The 12,685-nt window shown below is 65.6% G+C and carries 10 protein-coding genes; all 10 read right to left on the reverse strand.

Annotated elements, in window-relative coordinates:
• Positions 1-76 precede the first annotated feature (76 nt).
• The 10 genes from BSQ44_RS07995 to BSQ44_RS08040 all read right to left on the reverse strand — a co-directional run bounded on the left by BSQ44_RS07995 (position 77) and on the right by BSQ44_RS08040 (position 12,657).
• Positions 77-1,240 carry an acyl-CoA dehydrogenase family protein gene (locus BSQ44_RS07995; protein WP_072602841.1) on the reverse strand — a complete coding sequence of 388 codons (1,164 nt, stop codon included), beginning with the start codon at positions 1,238-1,240 and terminating at the stop codon, positions 77-79.
• Entirely contained in the window at positions 1,240-2,016 is a 777-nt protein-coding gene (locus BSQ44_RS26505) for an enoyl-CoA hydratase/isomerase family protein (protein ID WP_072602843.1), read from the reverse strand. Before BSQ44_RS26505 ends, BSQ44_RS07995 begins: the two co-directional genes overlap by 1 nt.
• A gap of 15 nt (positions 2,017-2,031) precedes the next feature.
• Positions 2,032-3,153 (reverse strand): acyl-CoA dehydrogenase family protein, encoded by a 1,122-nt coding sequence (locus tag BSQ44_RS26510; RefSeq protein ID WP_072602845.1) that lies wholly within the window; start codon positions 3,151-3,153, stop codon positions 2,032-2,034.
• Between the two features lie 108 nt (positions 3,154-3,261).
• Positions 3,262-4,932, reverse strand: coding sequence for a long-chain-fatty-acid--CoA ligase (locus BSQ44_RS08010; protein WP_335622623.1), 1,671 nt, complete (start codon positions 4,930-4,932; stop codon positions 3,262-3,264).
• Positions 4,929-6,578 carry a flavin-containing monooxygenase gene (locus BSQ44_RS08015; protein ID WP_072602847.1) on the reverse strand — a complete coding sequence of 550 codons (1,650 nt, stop codon included), beginning with the start codon at positions 6,576-6,578 and terminating at the stop codon, positions 4,929-4,931. Before BSQ44_RS08015 ends, BSQ44_RS08010 begins: the two co-directional genes overlap by 4 nt.
• 703 nt (positions 6,579-7,281) lie before the next feature.
• A complete protein-coding gene (locus BSQ44_RS08020) occupies positions 7,282-8,163 on the reverse strand; it encodes a VOC family protein (protein ID WP_235633364.1) in 882 nt (293 codons plus the stop codon).
• Between the two features lie 13 nt (positions 8,164-8,176).
• Positions 8,177-9,487 carry a TRAP transporter large permease gene (locus BSQ44_RS08025; protein ID WP_072602851.1) on the reverse strand — a complete coding sequence of 437 codons (1,311 nt, stop codon included), beginning with the start codon at positions 9,485-9,487 and terminating at the stop codon, positions 8,177-8,179.
• A 4-nt stretch (positions 9,488-9,491) separates the two neighbouring features.
• Entirely contained in the window at positions 9,492-9,971 is a 480-nt protein-coding gene (locus BSQ44_RS08030) for a TRAP transporter small permease (RefSeq protein WP_072602854.1), read from the reverse strand.
• Positions 9,972-9,973: 2 nt separating this feature from the next.
• Positions 9,974-10,999 carry a TRAP transporter substrate-binding protein gene (locus tag BSQ44_RS08035; protein WP_083534578.1) on the reverse strand — a complete coding sequence of 342 codons (1,026 nt, stop codon included), beginning with the start codon at positions 10,997-10,999 and terminating at the stop codon, positions 9,974-9,976.
• A gap of 11 nt (positions 11,000-11,010) precedes the next feature.
• Positions 11,011-12,657, reverse strand: a complete 1,647-nt coding sequence (locus BSQ44_RS08040) for an FAD-dependent oxidoreductase (protein ID WP_157894544.1) — start codon at positions 12,655-12,657, stop codon at positions 11,011-11,013.
• Positions 12,658-12,685: the final 28 nt, after the last annotated feature.

The raw sequence follows: 12,685 nt of genomic DNA on the forward strand, positions 1-12,685 counted from the left end.
ACCTCGCGCCGGGTGGCGCGACTGCTGCATTCGTCGCCATCGTCTCCTCCCTCGCGCACGCCCGCGGCGGCGCTTGTCAACTCGGCAGTTTCAGCACGGCCTTCGCAAGAATGTTCTTCTGGATTTCGTTCGATCCGCCGAAGATCGCCGGCGCGCGGGAATCCAGAAATAGGTTCATCGCGTCGACCTTGCCGTTGCCGGCGTCTATGTCGTCGAAGTAGCGGGCGTCATCGTCCGCGAGCGTCAGCGTTTCCTCGGTGATGCGCTGATAGAGTTCGGTCGTGAAGATCTTCAGCATGGAGACGTCGGCACCGAGTTCGCCGCCCTCGCGCAGCACCTTCGCAAAGCGGTCGAAAGCCGAGCCGAGATCGTAGATGTCGAGCCTGTGCCGGGCATAGCGCGAACGGAAGGCGGGATCCGAGAACGCTCCCTTGGCTTGGGCGAGTTTTTCCAGGCGTTCCATGGCGATCTCGGGACGGGTGGTCGCGCCGAGAAAGATCCGCTCGTGTCCGAGAACGGATTTCGCGACGTTCCAGCCCTGATCGATCTCGCCCACGACGTTGCCGACCGGCACGCGTACGTCGTCGAAGAACACTTCGCAGAAATCCGTCTCGCCGCGCAGGTTGGCGATCGGGCGGACCGTCACGCCGGGCGTCGTCATGTCGATGAGAAGGACGGTGATCCCCTTCTGCCGGACTTTCTCGTCGCGGCTCGTGCGCACGAGCGCGAAGATCCAGTTGGCGCAGTGGGCGAGCGTGGTCCAGATCTTCTGGCCGTTGACGATGAACTCGTCGCCGTCGCGCACCGCGGACGTCCGAAGGCTCGCCAGATCCGAACCCGAACCGGGTTCCGAATAGCCCTGGCACCACACGTGCTCCCCCGAAAGGATGCGCGGCATGTAGTATGCCTTCTGTTCCTCGGTGCCGTGTTCCAACAGAAGCGGCCCGACCAGACCGATGCCATGGTCGGGGATGCGCGGACAGCCGAGCCGGCCCCATTCCTCGACATAGATCATGTGCTTGGCCGGGGAGAGGCCCATGCCGCCATGTTCCACCGGCCAGACCGGTGCCAGCCAGCCTTCCTCGGCCAGCGCGTGATACCACACCGCCACTTCGTCGAAGAGCGGCCGCTGCTTGCGCATGAAGCGCAGTTCGGCAGGGAGCCGCCGCTCGACCAGATCGCGAAAGGCGTCGCGGAAGGCTTCGTCCGACAGCGCGTTCCAGTCCTTTGGCGCAGCCATCACAGCGTATCCTTGAAGACCGCCGGACGCTTCTCGACGAAGGCGCGCATGGCTTCCTTGGAATCCTCGTGGCGCGTCATCTCGACCGTCAGGTTCTGCTCGAAGCGGTAGCCGTCGCGCAACGGCATGTGTTCCACCGTGTTGATGGCGCGCTTGGCGAGGCTGAGCGCCTTCGGGCTCTTCGCGGCGATGATGCGGGCCATCGCCATGGCTTCGTCCATGAGCTTTTCGAGCGGCACGCAGGCCTCGATTATGCCGCGCCGGTAGAGTTCCTCGGCGGGCGCGCGGTAGCCGGTCAGAATCATGCGCCGGGCGAGAGACTTCGGAAACATCGTCATGGTGTGGCGCGCGCCCCCCATCAGGCCGATGTCGATCTCGGGCAGCCCGAACACCGCGTTGTCGGAAGCCAGGACGATATCGGCCGCATAGACGGGACCCAGGCCGGCGCCGAGCGCAGGGCCGTTGACGGCGGCGATGACGGGCTTGCCGCACTCCATGATGCAGTTCGACACCTCGCGCGTGCGGCGCAGATGGCGATACGTCTCGCCCTTGATGTCACCCACCGCCTGCCGGTTCTTGATGTCGGCGCCAGCCGAGAAGATCTTTCCGCGGCCGGTGATGACGATGCAGCGCACCTCCGGCGTATCGTTGAGTTCGTCGAACACCTCGATCAATTCGTCGGAGAAGTCGCGCGAGTAGGCGTTGACCGGCGGATTGTCGAGCTGGACGACCGCGATGCGCTCCTCGATCGTCACCTTGATGAGCTTGTTCTGCACGATTTCCTCCCCGCCTCAGGCGGCGCGTTCCAGATTGACGAATTGGAGCCGAAGGTCCTCCGGCTGGCCGAGCGTGGCGTTGAGACCGGTGGCACGCTTCAGGTAGAGCCCGATGTCGCTTTCGTCGGTAAATCCCATGGCGCCGTGGAGATGCACGGCGCGGCGACAGACCGAGACGGCGGCGTCGCCGGCGCGTGCCTTGGCCGCGAGAACGGCCATCCGCCCCGCGCGATCATCGCCGAGCGCGAGCGTCTCGACCGCATTGACCACGGCCGCGCAGGCGAATTCGGCGTCGGTCCACATGTCGACGAGGCGATGCTGAATGACCTGGAAGCTCGCGATCGGCTTCCCGAACTGCACGCGCCCCTTGGTGTAGTCGATGGTGATCTCCACGGCGCGCGAGGCGATACCGGCGAGTTCCGCGGCCAGCCCGACCCGCGCGGCGGCGATCGGCTCATCCATCAGATCGTCGAGCGACGGCGCCGAGGCGATCAGAGCCTCTGCCGGAACCGCACACCGTTCGAGGCGCAACGTGCCTATGACGGCCCCGTCGACCCCGGCGGCCGTTTCCACCGACATGCCTGGGCCGCCGGCGCGCACCGCGAACAGTCCCACGCCATCCGGCATGTCTGCGGTCACCAGGAAGTCCGTGGCGGAAAGTGCCAGATCGACGTGGCGCTTGGTGCCGGAGAGCGAGAATCCACCGTCCCGCACCGTTTGCGCAGTCATGGCGCGGTCCGGCGCATCGATCCAGGCGGGCGCAAGAGCGAGACTGCCGTCAACCAGACCCGCTGCGAGACGGTCCCGTTCCCCGGACGGTGCGGCCGCGGCAAGGAGGCGCGAAGACAGAACGGCCGAAATCGCCACAGGCTCGCTGATCAGCGCGCGTCCGAGCGCCTCGCTGACGACCACCTGCTCGGCGAGCGTGAGACCCGCGCCGCCCAGTTCCTCCGGCAGGAGGATCGCGGTCCAGCCGGCTTCGGCCATGGCCTGCCAGAGCACCGCGTCGCGGTCTCCTCCAGCGGCCCGCTTGGCACGCACGGATGCTGGTCCGGGATATCGCGAGGCCAGCGTCGCGACGCTGTCGCGCAGCATGGCGAGCGTTCCCTCGGGATCGTCGAGTTGAGCCTGGGGCATTCTTCCTCCCTTGCGCGGCTATCGCCGTCTTGAAGAAACGGTAGGCGATGGGGCCGCCTCGTACAACGCAAACACCGCGCTGCGGATCGGTTTCATGGATGTGAAGACCTAGCCGGGCAGGGCGTGGCTTCCATACTGTTCGCGAAGCTTCGTTTTCTGCAGCTTGCCCGTCGCGGTGTGTGGCAGTTCCTCGGCAAACACGATGTCGTCGGGCAGCCACCATTTCGCGACCCGCACCGACAGGAACGCCATCAGCTCGTCGCGACCCGGCGTCTTTCCCGGTTTCGGCACGACGATCATCAATGGCCGTTCCTGCCATTTTGGATGATGCACGCCGATCACCGCCGCCTCCGCGACGTCCGGATGCGCGACGGCCGCGTTTTCGAGATCGATGGACGATATCCACTCGCCGCCGGACTTGATGACGTCCTTGGACCGGTCGGTCAGTTGCACGTAGCCGTCGGCATCGATCTTGGCGACGTCGCCGGTCGCGAACCAGCCCTCCGCGTCGAGCACGTCGCCGCCTTCGCCCTTGAAATAGCCGGAAGCCACCCAGGGACCGCGCACGAGCAGATCGCCGGCCTGCGACCCGTCGTGGGGGAGCGGCTCGCCGTTCTCGCCGCGGATTCTGAGTTCCACCCCGCAGATCGCACGCCCCTGCCTGACCTGCACGTCGACCTGCTCCTCTTCGGAAAGGCCGCGATGCTTCGGCAGAAGGTTGCCGATCGTCGCCAGCGGGCTCGTCTCGCTCATGCCCCAGGCATGGATGACGAAGACGCCGAAGTCGCGCCGGAACCGTTCGATGATGGCGCGGGGCGCGGCCGATCCGCCGATGACGACGCGCTCCAGCTTCAGACGGGAAAGATCGAGGCCGGGCGTCTCGTCGATATGCTTGAAGAAGCCGAGCCAGACGGTCGGGACGCCGAGCGAGAAGTTGCAGGCCTCTGATACGGCGAGTTCGAAAAGGCTCTTTCCGTCGAGGTTCGGTCCCGGCAGCACCAGCTTGGCGCCGCACATCGCGGACGCGTAGGGAACGCCCCATGCGTTGACGTGGAAGAGCGGCACGACCAGCAGGACGCTGTCTGCGCTCGAAAGCCCGAGGCCGTCCGCCGCGCAGGCCGTGAACGAATGGAGCACCGTCGACCGGTGCGAATACAAAACACCCTTCGGATTGCCCGTCGTGCCGGATGTGTAGCAGAGCGAGGACGCGGAGCGCTCGTCGAACTGGGGCCAGACCAGCTCGTCGGTTTCGCCTTCGATGAGGGCCTCGTAGGCGATCGTTCCGTCCGGTGCGTCCGGAAGGTGCGCCTCATCGGTCATCGCCACTGTCCGCTCGACCTTGCCGAGCCTCGGCTGGAGATCCGACACGAGTTCCGCAAACGTCACGTCGAAGAACAGCACGCGACTTTCCGCGTGGTTCAGGATGTAGTCGATCTGCTCGGGGAAGAGCCTCGGATTGACTGTGTGCAGCACCGCGCCGATGCCGGAAACGGCGAAATAGAGTTCGAGATGCCGGTGCGTGTTCCAGGCAAGGGTGGCGACGCGGTCGCCGGGGCGGATGCCCATGCTGAGCAAAGCGTTCGCGAGCTTCGCCGCGCGGGAACGGACCTCGGCCCAGTTCGTGCGCACGATCGGCCCCTCGCAGGTGCGGCTCACGATCTCGACGTCGGGATGATAGCGCGCCGCATGCTCGATCAGCCCCGATACCAAGAGCTGCCGGTCCTGCATGAGCCCGAGCATGGCCGCGCCTTCGGGAGCGGATCCGCGAACCTCCATCATGCCGCGGCACTCTCGCGGGTCTTCTCGAACGACATCCCCTCATAGCCGTCGGCCGCGGCGACGCAGAGATCCCGGTACTTGTTGAAGCCGCCGACGAACATGGTCAGGCCCTGCGGCTTGCCCTTGACGTTCGAGCCGACCCACCAGGTCTTGGCCTTGCGGATCAGCGAGCGCTCGGCGAGCCGGGCTACCAGTTCCATCCAGGCGGCCTCGGCCTTTTCGGTGGCTTCCGCGGTCTCGATGCCGTTCTGCTCCATGTATGTGATCGTCTGGGCTATCCAGTCCACGTCGTGTTCGGCGATGGTGATCAGGTTGGCGAGAGCGGCGGGACCGTTCGGGCCGCTCGGGGCGAAGAGGTTCGGGAATCCCGCCACCAGGAACCCGAGATAGGAAACCGGTCCGTTCTTCCATTTCTCCTTCAGGGAAAGACCGTTGCGGCCGACCACGTCGAAGGCGAGCAGCGCGCCCGTCAGCGCGTCGTAGCCCGTCGCGAAGATGAGGATGTCCAGCTCGGTCTCGCCGGCTTCGGTGCGGACGCCTTTCTCGGTGATCTCCACGATCGGCGCCTTCAGGCAGTCGACCAGATGGACGTTGGGCCGGTTGTAGGTCTCGTAATACTCGGTATCGAGGCAGGCACGACGCGCGAAGATGGGATATCCCCTCGGCTTCAGTGCCTCGGCGGTCTCCGGGTCCTTCACGATCTTTCCGATCTTGTCGCGCACGAAATCCGCGACCTGGTCGTTGGCCTCCTGGTTGGTCATCAAGTCGGCGAAGGAGCCGAGGAAGGTGTGGCCGCCGTTCTCCCAGGCCTGCTCCATCGCCTGCAGGCGCTGCGAGGGGGGAAGGCTGAAGAACGGCCGCGTCGAGACGGGGCGGGTGCCTCCCGTGGGATTGTTGCGCATCGCCTCGCGCATGGCGGGATAATGCCGCTTCATCTCGGCGATGTATTCTGGATCAAGATCATGGTTGCGCATGGGCAGCGTGTAGCTCGGCGTGCGCTGGAAGACGAAGAGTTCGCCTGCTTCCTTCCCGAGCGTCTGGACTATCTGGATGCCGGTCGAGCCCGTACCGATCACACCGACGCGCTTGCCGCTCAAATCCACCGGCTCGTGCGGCCATCTCTGGGCGCGCAGGAGTTGCCCTTTGAAGCGTTCGATGCCCGGAATGTCGGGATCCTTGGGAACGGAGAGCGGCCCCGTGGCCATGATGCAGTAGGGCGCTTCCAGGATCTCGCCGCCATCCGTGGTGGCACGCCAAACGCGGCCGGCGTCGTCCCAGACCGCGCTGACGACACGCGTGTCGAACGCGAAATGCTTGCGCAGGTCGAGCCTGTCGGCGACGAAATTGGCGTAGGCCAGAATTTCGGGCTGGGCGGCGAACTGTTCGGACCAGGTCCACTCCTGCTGGACCTCTTCGGAAAAGCCATAGCTGTAGTCGACGCTCATCAGGTCGCAGCGCGCGCCGGGATAGCGGTTCCAGTACCAGACGCCGCCGACGTCGCTGCCTGCCTCGATCCCGGCGACCTGCTTTCCCATCTCGCGGAACCGGTACACGGCATACATGCCCGCGAAGCCGGCCCCGACCACGATCACGTCGATCCTGCGGATACCCGTCCCTTTGCTGGGTGATTGGTCTGCTCGCGCCATTTCGGCATCCTCCGTCCGGTGTCCGAGCGGGCCAAATCGTGCCGGCTCGGGTAAGTGCGTGCTTCGAAGCAGGTCATCATGCCGGGCCGCTGCAGGGCGCAAAAACCCTCCAACCGCCCCACAGGCAGCCTCGATCGGCAACAACAGATGTTTCGTGTGTCCTCCAAGGCTGCCGATCTCGTCGACGCCTTGCTACGGAGGATCATTTCCTGGAGGCGACAAGTCAACGACTGCGAGAGCCGGTAGGAAAGTTTCACGAATGTGAATTCCCTTCGGCGCGATTTGGCGACGCGCGGGGTGGATGGCGGCGCAGATCGCCATGCCCGGGATCGCAAAGATTGGAGGCAGCGCCAGCCCTGCGCAGATGTAGCTTCGGATCCTGGAAGACGACGCCGATGCGTGGATCGCTTCCCGGCAATGGGAAGGATCTGGGCAGGCTCCAACTTCCTAAAGATGGGCAGGCACCTCGTCTCGCTGCGGCAGGGGAGTCCCGACTACAGATTCAGAGGTCTGCTTCTGCGACCTTCATTTGAACTGTGGTGGGCGCAGGCCGCAATCGCCCATATCTCCCCTCTCGGCGCGCAGCGTGGCGGCGCGCCGATGACGGAAGACCCGATTGTTCCGCGACAGAAGTCTTCGTCGGCGCCGGATCAGCGCGTGAGCTTCTCAAGGAGAAGAACCCGGACGCCGGGATCGGGGCGCGTCAGCCTTGCGCGAGGTCGAAACCGAATTCGACTTCCCAGGCGCTGAACTGCGGATCCCAGCGCTTGGGTTTCATCGGGAAATGTTCGTGCCAGGGACGGGGCTGGCACATGCCGAGTTCCGGCACGAAGACGTCCATGTCGGTGTACAGCTCGATCAGGTTTTTGTCGGGATCGTAGTGGTAGGACGCCACGTTGTGGCCGGCGGTGTGGCGCGAGGGGCCCCATTTCGTCGGAACGCCATCGGCTATCAGCCTGTCAGCGGCACGGAACTGATGGCTGTTGTCCTGCAGCTGGAATGCGATGTGGTGAACCTTCGACAGCGGCGCGTTGACGATGTTGACGACGTGGTGCTCGTAGCTGCAGGTCAGGAAGTTGGCCAGATCGCCGATCCAGTCGGTCTCCCAGAAGCCCAGAAAGTCGCGATAGAAGGCGATCAGCTTTTCCGCCTCGTGCGAGATGACGGCCACGTGGCCGAGGCTCAGGGGCGATACGGCCCCACTCTTGAAGCCCGGCGCCGGTGCGTCGATCGTTTCGTAGAACTGGAAGATGTTGCCTCGCGGACCTTCCACCTCGACGAGTTCGGCGATGCCGGGCTGGGAATCGGACTTCTTCTGCGCCTTGAGCCCGAACGCGCCCACTTCCTTGGCGAAGGCGTCGAGTTCGGTTCCCGCGTTCAGCTGATAGCCGAGATGCAGCAGCGACTTGTCGTCCGCAGGGCGCAGCACGATGTCGTGGTGGTGGTAGCCGACGCTGAGATAGACGGTCCCGTCCTTCTCGCGGTCCACTTCGGTGGTGCCGAATGTGTCGACATAGTAGTCCCGCGTCCGTTCGAAGTCGGCGACTCCGAGGGCGACGAAACCCAGCTGGAATACCTTGGGCATGCTGGTCTCCATTTCAGTGAAGTTGCGAGGGCAGCCAGAGCGCCAGCTCCGGCCACAGGATGAGCAGGGCGATCAGCACGAGCGGCGCGGCAAGGAAGGGGAAGGCGCCGCGGTACATCTGCGCGATCGTGATGCCCGGGCTGACGGCCCGGATGACGAAGAGGTTCATCCCCATGGGAGGCGTGATGAGGCCGATCTCGATGAGGATGACCAGCATGACGCCGAACCAGACGGGATCGAAGCCGAATGACAGGATCAGCGGCAGCGTGATGGGCACGGTGATCAGGATCATCGCGACACCCTCGAGGAAGCAGCCCATGAGGATGTATACGGCGCAAAGGAGGATGATCACGCCCGTCGCGCCGATCCCGGCCGACTGCATGGCGGACGAGATCGCTTCGGCGACGCCGGTCTGGACGATGAAGTAGGAAAAGAGCGTCGAAGCCATGACGATGAAGATGATGCTGGACACCAGCCGCACGGTCTCGCCGAAGGATTGCACGAGATCGCGCAGGCCCATCCGGCCAAGCATGAGGCCGAGCAGGATCGCGCCGAGCGCGCCGACGGCCGCAGCTTCCGTGGGCGTGAACCAGCCGGTGTAGATTCCGCCGAGTGTCACCACGAACAGGAGCACCACGTGCCAGATACGCGCCAGGGCCGGCAGCACTGGCTCGCGCGGGGCGGCGGCGGCTTGGGTCTCGATGGACGGGTCGCCGGCGGTCCGCCGGACCAGCAACAGGGTCACCGCGCAGTAGAGCGCCGTCAGCACCAGGCCGGGCACCAGTGCCGCCATGAAGAGTTCGGCCACCGACTGCTGGGCGATGATGGCGTAGATCATCAGGATGAGCGACGGCGGGATGAGGATGCCGAGCGTCCCGCCGGCCGCCACCGAGCCGGCAGCGAGGCTCGGCCGGTACCCTGCCGCGAGCATCTGCGGGATCGACACCTTGCTCATGGTCAGCGCCGTCGCGACCGAGGAACCGCAGACCGCTCCGAAGAGGGCGGATGCGAAGATCGATGCAATGGAGAGCGAGCCGCGCATTCCGCGCAGCACCGCGTTGCTTGCGCGGAAGAGATCGGTCGACAGGCCGGCGCTGGCCGCCACGGCGCCCATCAGCGTGAACAGCGGGACGACCGAGAACGTATAGGCCTGCGCAAGCTCGATGGGGGCTGCGGCGGCGGTCAGGCTGGCGCGGCGGAATCCCTCGATCAAGCCGTAGCCGACAAAGCCGACGAGGCCCAGCGCCACGGCCACGGGCATGCGCAGCATGATCAGGGCCACGAGGACGACGATGCCGATCCAGCTCAGCGTGATGGGCTCCATCGCTCTATCGCCCCCCGGCGGCGATTTCGCGCAGCATCGCCGCCAAACAGCTGAGGATCGATGCGGCGAAGGCGAAGATGATCAGCGCGTAGAGCGGCCAAACCGGTACGCCGAGATCATATTTGACGTCGCCGAACTGGCGGGCATCCAGCATCGGCTGGTAAACGTTCACGGCTATGATGCCGAGCAGGACCACGGAGAGCGCCAGTCCGGTGATCTTCAGGAAAGCCACGGCACGTGTCGGCAGGAACCCGTCCACGAGATCGACCCTGATCTGCTCGTCGCGCAGGAACGCTTCCGGAAGACCGAGCATGGCGCTGGCGAGCACCATCACCTCGACCAGTTCCACGACCCCGTGCAGGGGTCTGTTCGCCGCCCACCGGGCGACGATGTCCCAGCAGGTGGCAAGCATCATCACGGCGATGGCGAGCGCGCCGACAAACGTGCAGACACGGGCCAGCAGTTCGAGGGCGCGCCCCGCCATGATCAGAGCTCGGCCATCTTCGCCTTGATCTCGGCGATCAGTCCGTCGATGTCGTGACCTGCCGCCTTCAGATCGGCGATCTGCTTGTCCGCGACAGGCTGAAGCGCGGCCCGGAACGCGTTGGCGGCATCGCCCCTGAGGTCGATCACCTCCACGTCGGCTTCTTCCATGAAGGTGCGCCCCGCGCCCTCGGCGGCGTCGTAGAGCCCGCCCACTCGCGCGGCGGCGTCGGGTCCGGTGGTCTCGGCGATCGCGCGCCGTCCTTCCTCGGGCAGGCCTGCGAGGCTGTCGCTGTTCATGACGAGGGCGAAGTAGCCGACCGAGTTCGCCAGCGTGCTGACCTTCGTCACCGACTGCTGGAGCTGGAAAGCCTTGCCGCCTTCGAAGTTGAAGATGGCGCCGTCGACGACCCCCTTGGCGATCGCGTCGGCCAGCTCGGTCGGGGGAATGGTGGCCGGCGAGGCGCCCAGCGCCACGATCTGGGCAGCAGCGGCCGCGCTCGTCGGTCTTACCCTCAGGCCCTTCATGTCGTCCGGCGTTTGGATCAGCTTGTCGCGCATGAACCAGCCACCCGATGTCGTCACCACGGCGTAGAGCAGTTCGGTCCCCTGGAACTCGGCTGCGGTCCGATCCTTGAGCGACGTGGCGATCCGCGAAGCCTGGGCAGTCGTGACGGGGTTGCCGTCCTCGTCTGCGAAGAGGAACGGGATCGACAGGGCATCGACCAGCGGAAACCGTCCCGGCGTCAGCGCGGTGAAGATGAAGGACAGGTCCGAAACGCCGGTGCGGGCGAGATCGTACTGGCGCGGGGGCGGTCCCATCTGACCGGCAGGGAAGACCTCGATGTCGGCCGCACCGCCCGATTTCTCGCGAACCTCGTCAGCCCAGCGCATCAGTTCGGCATTGATCTGGTGCTGCGGCGGCAGATAGTGCGACAGTTTGAGCTTGCCTGCCTGTGCGCGACCGATCGCCGGCATGGCCAGCGTCGCGGCGGTCGCCGCCACGAATCCTCGTCTCGTAAGCCTCATTGTCCTCTCCCTTATGTTGTAGCTGCCGCCCGTTGCGTTTCCACCGCCACCGGCTTGCCGCGGATGCGGTCGAGCAAGGCAGCCGGTGCAGTGAGCCGGTCGCCGCGCCAGGCGACGTGCTGATCCGGGCGGACGAGCGCGTAGTCGGCGCCATAGAGTTCGCGCACGGCTTCGTCGCGCAACGCGAACAGTTTCAGGGGCAGCTTCAGGGCCGCTGCGGCCTTCGTCAGCTCGCTCTCTGCCGCCTCTTCCGCCTGACCGAGCCGCAACAGCGTAAAGCCCGTTCCGAAATGGTCGTAGAGCGACGATCCATCGTCGGGCCACGCATGCGGGGCAAGCGAGCCGGGGAAGGCCGTCGGGGTATAGCGTGTCACCGAAAACTCCGGCGGAGCACCCTCATCGTCGGTCACGATCTGCGGCGAGGCGTAGCGGTAGCCCAGCACGACGCCGAGCGAGCGAAACTCGGGCGCCTTGGCTTCCTCCACGGCCTTCGCGGCGACTGCGCGGGCGTCCGCGCCTTCCGCCGTGTCGTCGTCGAGGCCGGGTGCGAGGAACTTGTCGCTCAGCGCCGCGACGTTCTCTGTCGAGGTTTCGATGACCAGGCGGTGCGCCGGCTTGCGCTCCGTCTCGTAGCTGTCGAGCAGATCGGCGCCTGCCCATCCTTCGAGTGCCGCCGACAGTTTCCAGCCCAGGTCGACCGCGTCGGCGATGCCGAGGTTCATGCCGTGCCCGCCGAAGGGGGAATGCAGATGGCACGCGTCGCCGGCGAGGAACACGTCGCCGTCGCGGTAACGGTCGGCCAGGAGCTTGTGCACGGTCCACGGGTCGCGCGCCAGGATCTCCATCTCGCAGTCCTTGCGCATTGCCTTGCGGACGAAGCCGAGCAACTCCTCGTCCGTCATCTCACGTCCCGGCCGCTGCGGCATGCCCCAGAACCAGACGTCCTGCTTGTCCATCGGTCCCATGACGCAAGGCGCCTCAGGGCTGACCAGCCAGTGGAACAGCGCGGGCTCCAGCTCCGGATCGGCGTTGAGACCCGGAACACGCAGGATCAGCGTCACGAAGGACATCAGCGAATGCAGGCCCTGCATCTGGATGCCAAGCAGCTTGCGCACGCTCGAGCGGGCGCCGTCAGCGCCCACCAGGAAGCGCGCCGTCACGCGCTCCACCTTCCTAGTCTTGAGATCCCGCACCGTTGCCGCCACCCCGCCGCCGGACATCTGCTCCAGCTCTTCGAGCCGCGTGTTGAAGCGGACGGTCGCACGAGGATGCGCCTTCACATGGTCGAGCAGGATACCTTCGACGACATATTGCGGAATGAACTCGGCATGCTCGGGAAAACGCTCGTCGCGCACCGGCGCGGCACAGAACGCATTTTCGAAGGAGAAGATGTCATGGCCGAAGAGCCCCGTCGCGAACCTGACCCGGCGCGGGAATTCGGGCGCCAGCGGCGAGCGGCGGCGCATTTCCGGCGCCAGTCCCCATCGCCGCATATGGGTCATCGTGCGCACGTTCGTGGTCTTCGCGCGAGGCTGCACGCCGACGCGGTCGTTCTGCTCGATCACGCAGACGGTATGGCCGCGCGCGGTCAGCTCGGTGGCGAGCGCCAGCCCGACCGGTCCTCCGCCAATCACGGAAACGTCGAAATCCCAGTTCACCACATGCTCCTCCCGCATGAAGTTCGGG

Source organism: Aquibium oceanicum, from assembly GCF_001889605.1.
Classification (GTDB): Bacteria; Pseudomonadota; Alphaproteobacteria; order Rhizobiales; family Rhizobiaceae; genus Aquibium; species Aquibium oceanicum.